15 protein-coding genes are annotated in these 16,073 nt (G+C 37.9%); 11 read left to right on the forward strand and 4 right to left on the reverse strand.

Annotated features, from left to right (window positions below; all coding sequences use genetic code 11):
• Positions 1–744, reverse strand: a complete 744-nt coding sequence (locus NV377_RS10805) for an ABC transporter ATP-binding protein (RefSeq protein WP_258201233.1) — start codon at positions 742–744, stop codon at positions 1–3.
• A 325-nt stretch (positions 745–1,069) separates the two neighbouring features.
• On the opposite strand from NV377_RS10805, the gene metE reads away from it, so the two are divergent.
• Complete coding sequence (metE, locus tag NV377_RS10810) at positions 1,070–3,364, forward strand: 5-methyltetrahydropteroyltriglutamate--homocysteine S-methyltransferase (protein WP_308860120.1); 2,295 nt, start codon at positions 1,070–1,072, stop codon at positions 3,362–3,364.
• Between the two features lie 74 nt (positions 3,365–3,438).
• On the opposite strand, the gene NV377_RS10815 is transcribed toward metE, so the two are convergent.
• Positions 3,439–5,034: a PucR family transcriptional regulator gene (locus NV377_RS10815; RefSeq protein WP_258201235.1), complete on the reverse strand. Its 1,596-nt coding sequence runs from the start codon at positions 5,032–5,034 to the stop codon at positions 3,439–3,441.
• 281 nt (positions 5,035–5,315) lie between these two features.
• Here NV377_RS10815 and NV377_RS10820 point away from each other — a divergent pair, with 281 nt between their 5' ends.
• The 4 genes from NV377_RS10820 (at position 5,316) to NV377_RS10835 (ending at position 8,469) form a co-directional block, all read left to right on the forward strand.
• Positions 5,316–6,272 carry a carbohydrate kinase family protein gene (locus NV377_RS10820; protein WP_258201236.1) on the forward strand — a complete coding sequence of 319 codons (957 nt, stop codon included), beginning with the start codon at positions 5,316–5,318 and terminating at the stop codon, positions 6,270–6,272.
• A 97-nt stretch (positions 6,273–6,369) separates the two neighbouring features.
• Entirely contained in the window at positions 6,370–6,795 is a 426-nt protein-coding gene (locus NV377_RS10825; protein WP_258201237.1) for a cupin domain-containing protein, read from the forward strand.
• Between the two features lie 5 nt (positions 6,796–6,800).
• On the forward strand, positions 6,801–7,571 hold the full coding sequence (locus tag NV377_RS10830) for a cysteine hydrolase family protein (RefSeq protein ID WP_258201238.1): 771 nt from the start codon (positions 6,801–6,803) through the stop codon (positions 7,569–7,571).
• Positions 7,572–7,605: 34 nt separating this feature from the next.
• Entirely contained in the window at positions 7,606–8,469 is an 864-nt protein-coding gene (locus NV377_RS10835) for a fumarylacetoacetate hydrolase family protein (RefSeq protein ID WP_258201239.1), read from the forward strand.
• 149 nt (positions 8,470–8,618) lie between these two features.
• Here NV377_RS10835 and NV377_RS10840 read toward each other — a convergent pair whose 3' ends face one another.
• Both NV377_RS10840 and ggt read right to left on the reverse strand, forming a co-directional pair.
• A complete protein-coding gene (locus NV377_RS10840) occupies positions 8,619–9,827 on the reverse strand; it encodes an amidase (protein ID WP_258201240.1) in 1,209 nt (402 codons plus the stop codon).
• Between the two features lie 35 nt (positions 9,828–9,862).
• A complete protein-coding gene (ggt, locus tag NV377_RS10845) occupies positions 9,863–11,446 on the reverse strand; it encodes a gamma-glutamyltransferase (protein WP_258201241.1) in 1,584 nt (527 codons plus the stop codon).
• A 252-nt stretch (positions 11,447–11,698) separates the two neighbouring features.
• Here ggt and chrS point away from each other — a divergent pair, with 252 nt between their 5' ends.
• The 6 genes from chrS to NV377_RS10875 all read left to right on the forward strand — a co-directional run bounded on the left by chrS (position 11,699) and on the right by NV377_RS10875 (position 15,992).
• Positions 11,699–12,181 (forward strand): chromate efflux transcriptional regulator ChrS, encoded by a 483-nt coding sequence (gene chrS / locus NV377_RS10850; RefSeq protein ID WP_258201242.1) that lies wholly within the window; start codon positions 11,699–11,701, stop codon positions 12,179–12,181.
• A 3-nt stretch (positions 12,182–12,184) separates the two neighbouring features.
• Complete coding sequence (gene chrB, locus NV377_RS10855) at positions 12,185–12,781, forward strand: chromate efflux transporter ChrB (RefSeq protein WP_258201243.1); 597 nt, start codon at positions 12,185–12,187, stop codon at positions 12,779–12,781.
• Position 12,782: 1 nt separating this feature from the next.
• A complete protein-coding gene (chrA, locus tag NV377_RS10860) occupies positions 12,783–13,343 on the forward strand; it encodes a chromate efflux transporter ChrA (protein ID WP_258201244.1) in 561 nt (186 codons plus the stop codon).
• 332 nt (positions 13,344–13,675) lie between these two features.
• Positions 13,676–14,818: an SPFH domain-containing protein gene (locus NV377_RS10865; protein WP_258201245.1), complete on the forward strand. Its 1,143-nt coding sequence runs from the start codon at positions 13,676–13,678 to the stop codon at positions 14,816–14,818.
• Positions 14,818–15,540: a hypothetical protein gene (locus NV377_RS10870; RefSeq protein WP_258201246.1), complete on the forward strand. Its 723-nt coding sequence runs from the start codon at positions 14,818–14,820 to the stop codon at positions 15,538–15,540. Before NV377_RS10865 ends, NV377_RS10870 begins: the two co-directional genes overlap by 1 nt.
• A gap of 218 nt (positions 15,541–15,758) precedes the next feature.
• On the forward strand, positions 15,759–15,992 hold the full coding sequence (locus NV377_RS10875) for a TM2 domain-containing protein (RefSeq protein ID WP_258201415.1): 234 nt from the start codon (positions 15,759–15,761) through the stop codon (positions 15,990–15,992).
• Positions 15,993–16,073: the final 81 nt, after the last annotated feature.

A 16,073-nucleotide genomic window follows, 5' to 3' on the forward strand; every position in this document is an offset into this window, starting at 1 on the left:
TCAGCAAGAGATCACATCCGTAGTTAGCGTATGAAAGCAATCAAATAAAGTAGCTTGTTCATCTAGATTTGCAACCTTTATTATTTCATCTAGAGTTCCGCTAGCGACAACTTTTCCTTGATGAATTAGAACAAAGGAGTCACATCTTCTTTCGGCAGTATCAAGCATATGCGTACTCATCAGTACACCAGCACCTTGATCTCTTGCATCATCAAGTAACGCCAAGAAATCAATTGTAGCTTGTGGATCAAGACCGACAAATGGTTCATCAACAATATATAAATCTGGTTGTAATAGGAATGCGAGAATAAGCATAAGTTTTTGCTTCATTCCTTTGGAGAAGCTGCTTGGATAATGATGTTTCTGGTCTACCAGTTTGAATTTCTTTAAGAGTTCCTCTGCACGTTGTTCGAAGTCAGATTCTTCGATTCCATTAACTGATGCTACAAACCACAGATGCTCCCATAATGTGAAATATTCATAATAGATCGGTTGTTCTGGCACGTAAGCGTAAGTACCAGATTGACCGCCAATGTTAATATGTCCAAGGTGGTAAGGTGTAATATCCATTATGGTTTTAATCGTAGTGCTTTTGCCTGCTCCATTAGGACCGATTAAGCCGACTAGTTCTCCTTGATGAATTTGAATTGAAATATTAGATATGGTTGCAACATCCGTTTCATATCCTGCCTCAGTAATATTAACATCCAGTATAAGTTTAGATTTACTTGAACTCGATTCCATACAAATTTCCTCCATTACGAATGATGATTTATATCTTCCTGACAATGGTTAATGGGTATTGCCCACTAATTATTACAGTTACCATTGATGGTAAAATCTGTTTATATAGATTTGTATACGTTAATGTAGTCAATATGTTTCACCTCTTCTGAGCAGTAATGTAACAATTAAGCCAATCTCTCTTGCTAGTACAAAGGAGATTACTGTATGTCTAACTAAATATTGATATAGATAAAAACTATATCTAAATATAGTTTTTCAGAATTACTTATAATGTGAATAACATGATACTCTTAAATCAAATGAATTTAAGGGAGCGATTGTGATGGTGAAAAGTAGTGTTCTTGGTTATCCACGTATTGGAGAACAACGTCAATGGAAAAAGGCTTTAGAAAGTTTTTGGAATGAACAAATCAATGAACAACAATTACTAAGTCAGTTACAAGAAATTCGTCTACAACATCTTAGTAAGCAAAAAGAAGCGGGAATTGATCTTATTCCAGTAAATGATTTCAGTCTATATGACCAAGTACTGGATACCTCAACAATGTTAGGCTTAATTCCACAGCGATTCCAATATAATGGCGGAGAAGTTTCGACACAGCTTTACTATGAAATCGCTCGTGGTTCGAAGGATGCTACAGCAAGTGAAATGACGAAATGGTTCAATACGAACTATCATTACATCGTACCTGAGCTTGGAAATATAGAGCCGCAATTAACGGTAAATCGTCCGTTACTTGCTTATCAAGAAGCAAAACAACAATTGAATATCGAAAGCAAACCTGTATTGTTAGGATTGTTTACGTTCGTAAAATTATCTAAAGGTTACAAGGCTGATCAATTTAATACATGGATTGAAAAACTTCTTCCATTATATGTACAAATCTTACAGCAGCTTGAACAAGCGGGAGTACAGTGGATTCAAGTTGATGAACCAGCATTAGTTCAACAACTTTCCGACGAGGATCTTGTTATAATACAGAATATCTATAGCGTGTTAGCTCAATCAGCACCGAAGTTACAAATTATGTTGCAAACGTATTTTGAAAGTATCGAACGATATGAAGAGATTGTTCAATTACCAGTAGCAGGTATAGGATTAGACTTTGTACATGGGGCTAAGCAAAATCTTCAACATATTAAACAGTCTGGATTCCCAGCAAATAAAGTATTGGGAGCGGGCGTCATTGACGGGCGGAACATTTGGAAGGCTAATCTGTCAGAGCAGCATCAACTCCTTCAATCATTGAAAGAGAAAGTAGGAGACGAGCAATTATGGGTACAATCTTCATGCAGCTTACTACATGTCCCTGTGAGCTTAACTCGTGAAGATAAATTGCCAGAAGCTATTCGTAATGTTATGGCGTATGCAGATGAGAAATTAGTAGAAATCGTTCAATTAACGCAAGCGATTAATTGTGTAGATATTGGATACTTGACTCAAATCGAACAAGACAAAGCTGCATTCGCCATATTCAATAACTTAGAGCAACGTAATCAACAACAAGTATATGCAACGATTGACGACTTGAAAAAAACAGGTTTAGAAAGATCTGTTCCTTTTGCTAACCGTTATGATGAACAACAACAGAAATTAGAGCTTCCAATATTACCAACAACAACAATCGGAAGCTTCCCACAATCGTTGGAAGTTCGTCAAGCTAGGCAGTTATGGCGTAAAGGCGAGTGGAACGAAGAACGTTATAACGCATTTATCGAGGCGGAAATTGATCGCTGGATTATTATTCAAGAGCAACTTGGGTTAGATGTGCTCGTTCATGGTGAATTTGAACGTACAGATATGGTTGAGTTTTTCGGGGAGAAATTAGGTGGATTTGTATTTACGAAAAATGGCTGGGTACAATCTTATGGTTCTCGTTGTGTTAAGCCTCCTGTAATCTACGGAGATGTAACATTTAATGAGCCGATGACATTGAAAGAAACAGTATATGCTCAAGAGCAAACGAAAAAACCTGTAAAAGGGATGTTGACAGGACCAATCACGATTATGAACTGGTCGTTTGTTAGACAAGATATTGCTAGAGAAGAAATTGCTTATCAACTAGCTTATGCATTGCGCCAAGAGGTTGAAGCTTTAGAAGCAGCAGGAATTCCAATTATTCAAGTAGATGAGCCGGCGGTTAGAGAAGGTCTACCATTAAAATCGGAAGAACAACAATCATATTTGGATTGGTCCATTCGCGCATTCCGTATGACCACTAGTTCTGTACAAGCGACGACACAGATTCATACACATATGTGTTATTGTGATTTCCATGATATGATTGCTTCTATTGAATCTATGGATGCCGATGTTATCTCTATAGAAACATCACGTAGCCACGGTGAATTAATTGGTAGTTTTGAACAGAATACGTATCCGCAAGGTATTGGTCTAGGCGTATATGATATTCATAGTCCAAGAGTTCCAGCGGTAGCAGAAATGACATCGATGATTGATCGTGCGCTTCAAGTGCTTAGTCCGAAGATATTCTGGATTAATCCAGATTGTGGACTTAAAACACGTAAAGAAACTGAAACAATCGATGCACTTCGCAATATGGTTACAGCTACACTAGAGGCAAGAGAAAAGCTACAACTGCAAACGGTAGAGTAATTTTATAAAGATATATCAAAGAAATGCTGAGAGAAGGGGATTAAAGTTGCCCCTACTCTCGGCATTTCTTATGCTTAATCAGAATCTTTTGCTAATTTTCTAAACAGTAAAGCTAATTTGAGTTGCATAAGATGACTAACTTTCTTCAAATCAATTTCTAATAACTCGCTTGCTTTGTCAAGACGGTATAGTACGGTGTTACGATGTACATAGAGTGCTTGCGCTGTATCCGTTACATTTGCTTCATGCTCTAGAAAAGTATCTAATGTTTTGATCATTTCTGAGGAATACTCAACATTTTTGTCCAGTAAAGGTCGAAGTAAATTTGTGCTAAATTGAGATAATACATTTGCCGGGATATGCTGAAAAATATAATTAAATTCCAAATTAGAAAAAAGTGTTACTTTACGTGATAAATTAAGCTTTTCGCTTAGGTGCTCAGCATGCTCACATTCATCTTTTGCTTCGAGTAAATCAGCTAAATTATATTTTGGCTTACTAATGTAGCAACGAAGATCAACAGGGTCATTATCAAGTAGTAGTTCTTCGAATACCGAACTTATTTGATGTGAAAAATCGATAATCGTTAGATGTTTTCTTTCGTGTTCTGGCAAAGTGATAATAGAAATCATATGTTCGTTGTGGAAAAGATGATAACATCTCTTTTGTTGTAGGTAAGGATGATACATAAGCTCTCTTCTTAATTTACGCAAATCCTTGGAAAGGGAGGGAAGCTGCTGTGAACTAATGGCAGTTTTAATACAGATATATGCAATTTCCTGAGTCTGAGTCTGCAAAGAACGAGTTTGTTCTAGAAATTGCTCTGGTGATATTTTACGTTGGAGATATCGATCAATAGCTAATGTCCAATGATAACTGTCGATAGACTGATAGTCGTCTTGAAACCGATCCATATGAAAGGATAATATTTCAGCTGCTTGATGGAACAGCACTTCTTCTTTTTGAATGGCATTTGAGTTGTTAGGCATGATGAGTAAGTAGCCACTGCATTCTTCCTCTTGCATTAAAGGAACCGCACAGATCCATCCTTGGGTAGCCCGCTTCTTAGCATATCTTGGATTCCAAGGCCAATCCTTAAGTAACTCATCCTCCGACCAGCTGCAAGTATTGTAGAGTATCTGCCCTCTTGTACCGACGATAGCGATCGGATGAGATAGAATCTCACCAATACGTTCGAAATAATGTTCTGAATCACCAGGTTGTAATGCAAATCTGACGAGGTTTTTCTGAATGGTAAGTGCATCATGAAGTTGACGTGTGTTTTTTTCAATCTCATTCTCTATCAGAGCATTCATTTGATCAGCAAAAGTGAATTCATAAGGTAATTCTATTAATGGAAAATGTAATCGATTAGCCTCATTAATTACAGTAAATGGAATTTCATTCCAATACCGTCCTAACTTAATACCGAGCCCCGCAGCATTACTATGATTGAGTTTTTGCAACAATTTTAAAAAGTCCTCAGGAGTATCTTTGATTGCAAATGCAGTAGTGAACACCATTTCCCCAGCTTTAATCCAATCTGTTACATCAGGAGCATCCATCGTATTAACAGATTTTATAATTCGATTCAATCCTTCTGCTCCTGCTACGATTCTCGCTCTAGATAATGGATAAATTTGGAGAGCTTCTTCGACGGTGAGATTCATGGGGGTATCCCTCCTATTAACTCTATATGTAATAAAATATAACATATTCTATGAAAAGTCGATAAAAAAATTATTATCATTGTGTATAAATACAAAAACATAATGGTTATTCATGTTGTGATCCAAAGTGATGTCATATATGTTTACATAACATTACGCCATTTAATATACTGAAACCAGTACTTAACACAACTCAAAGCTTGTTGTCGTAGTCATGCATTCGTTGTTGGGGATTTGTTTACGAGCAGGTAGATTATCTGTAGGTATAGGGAGTTGAGAACATGGATCTAGAACAGCGGATATTAAGTTTTGGGAACATTGTTATGGATGGTATATATCATGTCAATGAACTTCCAGTAAATAATGAGAAAGTATTTGCTCATCAAGTTAATTGGGCACCTGGGGGGACTGCTGTTCACTTTGCTAATCAATCCGCCAAAATTGGAACACGTGCCAGTGTTCTTGGTTGGGTAGGCAATGATTCAATAGGTATTCAGTTATTACAATTATTAGAGCTTAACGGAGTCGAATCATCTCTTCATCATATTTTTAACGCTCAGACGCCGACATCAATCATTATGGTAGATGATTATGGGGAAAAGGCAGTTGTACTATCACCTCCAATGGAGGAAAGTCGATTGCCTGCCCCAGAAGAAGTTGCACTATATGATCTGCAAGAAATCAACCATTTGCATACACATTTATTTCTCAAACCTTATGTTGATTCATTGTTAAGAGAATGTAGAAAGCTTGGCATATCAAGTTCTTTGGATATTGAAGCATTATCAGTGAAGTCATGGGGAGTGGAGGGGGTAAAAGACAGCATCGCGCTTGCGACTATCATATTCGTGAATGAATCGGCATTGCATTATCTTAGTCCATTAGCAATGAGTATTGAGAAATCTCTACTTGATCTTTATAACCTTGGGCCAGACATTATTATTTGTATGAGAGGGAAGAGTGGTTGTGTCGTAAAAAGTGAACAAGGTATGTGGTCATATCCATCTATTGAAGTAGCAACTTCTAATTCATTAGCAGCAGGAGATATTTTTGCTAGTGTATTTATGAATCGCTATGTAGGTGGGGCTACTATTAATGAAGCGATATGTTATGCGACAGCAGCCTCCGCTGTAGCAATAAGTCGATCCAGTATTGCAGTCCATTACCCCACTTTGAAAGAAATTGAAGATATGTTACATGGCAAAGGACAGCGATTATTGGACGAAAGCCGAGGTTAATCACGCATCGTTAATCACTCTGGAGGGAAATTCCACCAAGCTAGCTTTAGCCTACGTAAATCAAAAATAACTTAATTATGAAATGGAGAGATATATTATGGATATTACTAAAATTTTAGCAGCGAAAGTTGATCAATTACCCGTTTACAAAATTTCACCGAAAGATACGAATAAATTTGTATTGTTAACAGATGGTGATCACTATCCTTTCATGAATTGTATTGAGATTTTTGATATTGGCGGAAAGACACCGCCTAATAAGCATGATACAGCATTTGAACATTTTTATGTGCTATTTGGTGAAGGAATTGCGATTGTTGGGAATGAAGAGATTCCAGTATCTGCGGGTGCTCATATTGTAGTTCCTAGAGGATTTGATCATGCTCTTGTTAATACGGGTAATACACGCTTGTATACATTAACAACAATGATTCCAGATGATGGTTTCTCAACATTGATTAAATCAGGAATCCAGTTGAATTTAGATGAAGAAGATTTGAAAATTCTTTGTCCGAAAGGCTGATTGATATGACCGAAAGCATGCGGAAAATTGGACTTGATCGTAATTACTGGAATGTGTCAAAGTCTCATGCGGATTTAAGGCGAGTGTTTCCTTCTAGTAAAGACATATCATTTTATGCAGAACCGCAGCATGTCACAATTAATCTGGCTGTAACGGCTCTCGTAGTTATTGATATGCAAAATGATTTTTGTAGCGAGGGTGGTTGGTTAGATCATATCGGAGCCGATTATAATCCAGCTAGACGTCCAATCGACCCGCTAAATGCTTTATTACCGGAACTACGTATCCATAACGTACCGATTATTTGGGTTAACTGGGGGAACCGAGAGGACCGTGCCAATGTTAATCCCTCCGTTTTTCACGTATATAATATGGCGGGCGATGATATTGGTTTGGGTGGTAGACTTCCGAATAACGGTTCACATGTCCTTGAGAAAGGAAGTTGGAGTGCTGCTATTATTTCTGAGCTCGATACATCTAGTGAGGATATCTATGTTGATAAATACCGGATGAGTGGGTTCTGTGATACGCCATTAGATAGTATTTTGCGCAATCTTAAAGTTGATACATTACTTTTCGCAGGAGTTAATCTTGATCAGTGTGTCATGGGGACATTACAAGATGCGGTTAATCTCGGATATGACAGCATTCTATTATCAGATTGTAGTGCTACGAATTCACCAGCGTTCTGTGAAGAAGCTACGTATTATAATGTGAAGCAATGTTACGGTTTTGTTGCTTCATCCACACATCTATTAGCACAAATAAAAACTTGAAAAATATGTTGCATCATCATTGAGGTGAACGGTTTTGAAATTAGTTACTATTCGGTATGAATTATTAGAACAGGTTGCACTCGAAACACCGCGTGGTCTAATTATGCTCTCTGCTATTAATGCTGAGTGCGGAACAAGTTGGCCGATTAATATGTTACAGTTGCTTTCGACTACTTGTATTATGAGGATGCAAAATTGGCTGGTTGGCGGTGGGTGGCAACAGATTGAAATGCTTCCCACTATTAAGGAAGAAGATTATTCACATGCACCTCTATATCGTAATCCTCCAAAAATATGGGGGATTGGATTCAACTATGTTCAATCTGAGGCCGAACTTAAGCAATTAGATCACTCTATTGAACCTGTTGGATTTATGAAGCCGACGACTAGTTTGATCGGTCCAGGAGAGGCAATTGTTCTACCCGCAGGCGTAGGTCAAATTAATTCTGAGGCGGAATTGGCTATCGTTATTGGCAGAAAGTGTCGTCATGTTTCTATTGAAAATGCAATCGAATATATTGCTGGATTTACAGCAACATTAGATATTACAGCAGTAGATGTTCATGCGAGAAATCCGCGCTTTCTAACAAGGGCAAAAAGTTATGATACATTTTTTAGTTTATCTTCGCAGTTAATAACACTAGATGAATTTCCTAATTTGATGGAGATTGAGGTGGAAAGTAGTGTGAATGGCAATGTTCACCACAAAAATCGCGTAGGACATATGAGATTTGATCCTGCTTATGCGGTTGCCTTCCATTCGCAATTTATGACGCTTCTACCAGGAGATATTATTTTAACAGGTACCCCAGGAGCAATTCCAATCGTTGATGGTGATACTGCCGAATGTACGATTAGCGGTTTTGACACTTTGTTTAATCCAGTCGTTAACGAGTGATAGATGTATGTTTATGAAGGTTCAGGCATTATACGTAACATCAAATGAATTAACTAAAGTTATAGTTTAGACTGAAAATCCGAGTGGAAAGCTACGATAGCTTCTTACTCGGATTTTTTAGACTTTATAGAAGTATAAGTGTATTTTAATTATTGCAGATCAGCTAGAAATAGCTTAGATAACTGTGATACCCATTGTAATAATCGGATATCTTGATGTTTTCCAGCGATAACCGATAGTCCAATTGGGAGCCCCGCTTCACCTTTCAGAGGAATAGAAACTTGAGGTAATCCGGCTAGCCCAGATACACAGCTTAGTTGCAGTGTCTGATTACGACGGCGTTCAACTTGCTCACCTTGTTCGTTAACAAAGGGAGCGATCGAAGGCGTAACGGGCGCAATAATAAGAGTATCTTCGTCGAGCATAAGGTTCATTGTCGCCATTATTTGCTGACGCATCGTTGTTGCATCCGTTAGATTGGTAGGGTCAATGGTGCTCGCCCATGCAAATCTCTCAGCAATTCCTGGCCCGAATGTGGGATTGGTTACCGTTATCCATTCTCCGTGTGCTTGCCAAATTTCAGCGCCTTGCAATTGACGGAATGTATTCATCCATTGTTCAAGACGTTCTTCGGCAATAGGTAATCTCTTTATGTTCGTAATCATCTTATTAATGGAAGGTAATGCGCGGTTTAGCATGTCTTTCGTATGCTCATCAGTTAATTCCCACATATCCGTCGCAATAATGATTTTGGTGAAAGGCTTCATCAGATTATTAGAGGGTAAATTGTTGATTTTATTAGCAAGTAGTACCTTTCCAACTAGCAATAAAGTGTCAGCGTCTCTAGCCATCCAACCTACGGTGTCGAAGCTTGGTGCTAATGGGATAAGACCTTCTGTTGAAATGCTAGCGTGTGTAGGTCGAATACCATAAATACCACTGTAAGAGGAGGGTACTCGTACGGAACCACCTGTATCTGTACCGATTGCAAAATCTACTAGGCCAGCAGCAACTGCTACAGCGGATCCGCTAGAAGATCCTCCAGGAATTCGACCGAGAGCATTAGGATTATTCGGCGTTCCGTAGTGAAAATTCTCCCCATTAATGCTGTACATTAATTCATCTGTAATCGTTGTTCCTTGTAAATTAGCACCTGATTGCAGTAACGTCGTTAAGACCTCAGCGTGTTTCTCTGAACTTGAATGTGTGCTTAGCCAGTCTGGATTTCCCGCACTAGAAGTGACGCCTTGGATAGCAAAGACATCTTTTATAGCGAAAGACTTATCGCTCAGCAGACCACTTCCAGTAGCTTCTAGCGTAATTTCTGCATCGATATATGCGTTCCAATTTTTAGTCATGAGAATCAATCCTCCAGTTCCATCTTATATACAAATTACCAGCCTATAGCGGAGCCGTTGCTTCTAGGGTCTGCTCCGCCTTGCCAAAAACCGTAATTATCTTTCATAATTGCTTGTGCGTGTCCCATAATACCGTCGAAAGGTTGAACAACATTCACAAGATGTCCTGCTGCATTTAACTTGCTTATGATGTCATCTGAGACACGGCTCTCAATTTTCAACTCTAAAGTAGGTTCTCCCCATGTGCGTCCCCATACCCATCGTGGTTCATTAATTGCAGTCTGAGGATCCATTCCGTAATCTACCATTCTAGTAAATAGTGCTGTTTGTGTTTGTGGCTGACCTTCACCGCCCTGCGTACCGTATAAAATAGCAGGCTTTCCATCGCGACAAGCCATTGCGGGCATTAAAGTATGGAAAGTGCGTTTATGTGGTACAAGTCTATTAATATGAGTGGGGTCAAGTGAGAAGAAAGATCCGCGATTTTGTAGTAACACTCCTGTATTTCCTGCCACTACCCCTGAGCCAAACTCAAAGTACAGGCTTTGGATGAATGATACTGCGTTACCGTCGCGATCGACGACAGCCGCATAAGCTGTATCTTGACCTAGCGAGATAGTGTCTTGTTGATGAGCATAATTCAAGTTAATTTTCTGGGCTAGTTGTGCAGCATACTCCTTGCTTAGTAATCGATCTAATGGAACGGATGAGAAAGTAGGATCAGTCAAATATTTGTTGCGATCTAAGAAGCTTAATTTAAGTGATTCTACGCAAAGATGATAATATTCATATGAGTTCGGATCTATAGAGTCTGAGAGGTTGAAATTTTCAAGTGTTTGTAAGGTCATAATGCCAGAGAACCCTTGTGAGTTTGGGGGCATTTGATAAAGTTGATAATCCCTGTATGAACCTGTAATCGGTTGTACCCATTCCCCTGTATGATCAACGAAATCGTACATCGATAATAAACCGTCATGAGCTTCCATAAATCTGACGATCTCCTGCCCAGTTTCACCCTTATAAAATTCATCGCGTCCATGCATTGCGATCCTTTGTAATGTACGAGCTAAGTCGGTTTGCTTGAATGATTGACCTGAAGGTAATGCCTGACCATTCGGAAGATAGATAGAGGAGGTTTCAGATACTGCTGATAACATAGATTGATGTTGCGCTGAATGTTCATATTGATTATACGTTATAGGGAAGCCATTTTCAGCATAGTGAATAGCTGGTGTGAGTAGTTCATTCCAAGCTGTTTTTCCATATTCGTTATGAATGGCTGACCAACCATCCACCATACCAGGGACTGTGATTGCACTTTTAATACCTCTGTTGGGAATGGCATTCATCCCCGCGAATTGACCGATATGTGCGTGGTAGCTAGAACGTCCTGAAGCGTTATATCCTCTAACTTGGCCGTCTGTATGATGGTAAGTTAACCAGAATGAATCTCCTCCAAGTCCAGTCATATGAGGATAGACAACTGCTAATGTGGAGCTGATTGCGATAGCTGCATCAAAGGCATTGCCTCCTTCTGATAGTACACGAGCGCCTGCAGCAGTTGCTAAGTAATGAGGGCTAACAACCATTGTTTCTGATCCTATTATTGATTGATTCATAATTATCACTCCACGAAAAAATAGATTAAATGATATCAAAATAACGAGTAACGTATATGTCAGTTAATGTGACATTAAACTTTTTACTAACATAACATCTTTCATTCGGTTAATCAATATATTCGTAAGCTGATTCTAAAAATATGTTGAAAAATATACTTAATTGAGTGTATATTGATACATATCGTAATCAAAATGATGGAAATACAATCTATTTGTATATTGTTATGGATGTGAGAGGTGGGTTAAGAAATGAATGATCAACCAAAAAATGAGAATGATAGCATAAATATTGATGATATTGATAGAAAAATTATCTCGGAACTCAATGTTAATGGGAGGATATCTTACACAGACTTAGCCAAAACGATAGGGTTATCTCGTGTTGCAGTGCAAGGCAGAGTAAATACGTTAATCGAATTAGGGGTAATTGAACGATTTACTGCTGTTATTAATCCAGAGAAAGTAGGCATACAGGTATCTGCATTTTTTAATGTAGAGGTAGAGCCAAAGCATTTGCATGAAGTTGCAGATCAATTATCTGAAGAGCCATTTGTAACAAGTTTGTATCATATGACTGGTCCTAGTAAATTACATATGCATGGACTATTTCGAAACAATGAGGAAATGGATCGCTTTATGAAAGAAAAGCTTTATGTGTTGCCAGGAATTATGAGTGTAGACTGTCAGCTATTAATTAATCGGTATAAGAGTCGTATGGGAATGAGGTTATAAATAATGGAACAAGAGCAAAAAAGACGCTATTATATTGAATTAACGTGGGGCATGATGAAGACGGGAATTTTAGGCTTCGGAGGAGGACCGTCTGTCATACCATTAATTCGTCATGAAGCAGTCAAGACATATCAATGGATTGATGATGATGAATTCGGTGAAATATTAGCTATAGCTAATGCTTTACCGGGTCCGATTGCTACTAAAATTGCTGCCTATTTGGGTTATCGTTTAAAGGGGGTGAAGGGTGCTATAGTTTCAGTGCTTGCTCATATTTTTCCCTCTAGCTTGGCAATGATTCTATTAATGTCAGGTGTGTATTTCTTAAGTTCATCACCCATTATTCAAGGGATGATTAGTGCAGTTATACCTGTAGTAGCTGTTATGCTTGGTGTAATGATGTATGAATTCGGACAAAAAGCAGTTAAAGGGCTTGGGGTATATATAGGTATAGCATCTTTCGTTCTGGCCTTCTTATTATTACAAGTAATCGAAATTCATCCCGCTATTGTTATTGTTGTATTTCTATCCTATGGAACTGTGCATTTCCGTGTAATGTCGAAGTGGAAGGCGAAACGACAACAGAGAGGAGAAGCATAGTATGGATTGGTTAGAATTAGTATGGTTGTTTATCGGTTTTTTTGTTGCGAATGTACTTGGGTACGGGGGAGGACCTGCGTCTATTCCTTTATTGTATCGCGAAGTTGTTACTAATTATGAATGGTCAACTCCTACTGAGTTTTCTAATATACTAGCACTTGGCAATGCTTTGCCAGGACCTATCGCTACAAAAATTGCTGCATTTGTTGGTTACGATGTAGGCGGTGTGCTAGGGACAATTATTACTTTAATTGCAACAATTGTGCCTTCTGCAATTGCTCTTATAGTATTATTGAAAGTACTTCAAAAGCATCGCCAATCTAATGTAGTAAAGGGAATTGGACTGCTTGTTCAACCTGTCATTGCGATTATGATGTTAGTTCTTACTTGGGAAATGGGTCAAAGTTCAATAGAGAGTATAGGTTGGATTCAATCTCTTATTATAGCTGCAATCGCTTTTTGGGCAATGCAGATTCAGAAGATTCATCCCGCTATTGTTATTATAGTGGCTTTTGCTTATGGAGGTATTGTATTACCGTATTTTGAAGTCAGCGTAGTTTAAGATGTTTTTAAAACTCTATTAATCACAAAACAACAAAAGTAGACTTATATATTTGAAGTGCAATAGTATAACTAAAAGGCTCCCCCCATATGATGAATTGTCTTCGTATTTTTAAGCAGACAAAACGATATGTAGGGAGTTTTTGTTATAGTTATGTAAGCAGAATCCATTCTAATTCATGCGAAATATGCGGAGTTAAACGCTCTTTTAATGTTCTAAATATTATTTTTGTATAAAATAATATTTGTATGAAAATTTGTAATAATTTGTGTTAGTATATTAAAGATACATAATATTGGTTTCTTATTATAATTGTTGGAAGGTGTTATGAGATGGCGATATTAAATGTTGTAAAGTTCGACGGTCTTAGAAATCGTGAATGGGTAGTATATCGTTTCCCTGGTGAAGAATTCAATACAGGATCTCAACTTATTGTTGGAGAAGGCCAAATCGCAGTTTTTGTTAAAGGCGGTCAAGTGTTAGATGTTTTTTCTGCAGGTACATATACATTAAGCACGAACAATATTCCTATTTTAAGTTCATTAATTAATTTACCTTTTGGTAATCGCACTCCGTTCTCTGCTGAAATTTATTATATCAATCGTACTGCTAAGTTAGATTTGTATTGGGGTACGACAGATCCGATTACTTTAATAGATCCTAAATATTCTGTGCGAATGCGAGTTCGTGCACATGGCCAAATCGGATTAAAAATTGTAGATTTTCGAGTGTTCTTAACTGAACTAATTGGCTCACTTGGTGATGGAAATGTAGTGAAATATGATAATGTCATACAGTTCTACCGTGGATTAATTGTTACTAAAATAAAGACATTAGTGTCATCCATTATTATTAATCGTAAAATCTCAGTTTTAGAAATCGCGCCGTTATTAGAAGATATATCAAGTGAAACGAAGAGTAATCTACATGAGGAGTTTGATAGATATGGTATTAGTGTCTTGAACTTCTATATTACTTCTATTAATTTCCCAGACGAAGACTTCGAACTAATAAATAGTATTTTAGGAGATAAAGCTGCGTTTGATATTATTGGCGATAATCGTTATAACGTGAAGCGTACATTCGATGTGATGGAGACCGCAGCCGGTAACGAGGGTGGTGGGGGCTTAGCTGCCGCCGGATTGGGTCTAGGTATTGGAGCTGGTGCTGGCGTTACACTAGGTCAAACATTGAATCAAAATGTTGTGAATACTGTGCAAAATTCTCGCATAGAATGCTCTAATTGCCACACCAGTAATGATGCTAATGCAAAGTTTTGTTACGGTTGTGGTAACAAAATGGTACAAGAGAAGTCTTGTCCTTCTTGCCAAGCCACTGTAACTAGTAATATGAAATTCTGTGCTGAATGTGGTTGTTCCGTAGCTTCGCCGAAGTGTAGTCATTGTAGTGCTGAGCTAGCAGTAGGAGCTAAGTTTTGTGCTGAATGTGGTACGAAGACGGAGGGGAATTCGTAATGAATTTAACTAGAATATTGAAGGTAAGTGCATGCTTCATACTTGATGCTGCTCTTATTGTAAGTTTCACTTATTTCTTTGCACTATTCTCGATTTTGAATCCTGCAAAGTCTACGTTAATGCTAATCGTATTACTATGCGGTCTTGCAATATGGAATCTAGTAATTTTAGCTCCTAGAGAAGTCATGAATAAGTTAGGGATTGCATATTCAGTATTCGTTCTATCTTTGTTAGCGATTTATCCTTTCATTTCTATTATCGTTTCAATATTACTACTTCAAGCAAATACTGTATGGTATTTTACAGCTCAACTGCTAATTGCTTTTGTATTTATAATGCTAGTCGCAATTGTTTTGCCATTTGGCAAAAAACAAGAAGCGGAGCGAGAAGCACAAGAACAAGTGGCTGCTGCTGGTGATCGATTATCTTTGTTACTAATACAAATTGACGATGTAGTCGGAGATCATGCTAATACGGATAATTATTTTACTATGCATGATCAATTTGCTCGATTGAAAGAAAGATTACATGCATCGACTCCGTTTTCTAAAGTAAATCAGAAGATTATTGTGAGTGAGATGGAGCGAGAAATTATTGACGAGCTACATACGTTATATCAACGATTGAAACCGGAGCAAGAACATAATATCGTTGCAATTCAAGCGACTATGGAGCAGATCCAAAGGCTTGTTAAGCATAGAGAACAGTTATTAATTAAATAGGAGAGATTATAATGAATGAAAACAAATGCCCTTCATGTGGTGCGGCTAACGCCATTAACAGCACACAATGTAAATATTGTGGTGAAGCAATTGTAGTTGTAGCAGCTGCTCAAACTGCTGCAGCAAATGCGCAACAACCGCCAATGTACCAACAACCTATTATTCAAAATATTTATCATCAGGCTCCACCACCACTACAGCCTCAAGGGCAGACTGTTATCGTTGCTACGAAGAGTAAAGTTGCTGCAGGTGTACTTGCAATTTTATTTGGTGGATTGGGAGTACATAAATTTTACTTAGGGAATATAGTTCTAGGGATCATCTATTTATTATTTTTCTGGACCTATATACCCGCGGTTATCGGTTTTATTGAAGGTATTATCTACTTATGTACTTCTGACGAGAAATTTGCACGTAAGTATGGAAAACGCGTTTTTCAACCTTACCAATAAAAGTAACTATGAGACGTAGTAACAAAGTAAATTAATTTATTTCTTATACAATATTGGGTCAAAATATTGAAAAAGAGCGAA

It is taken from the genome of Paenibacillus endoradicis, from assembly GCF_024721975.1.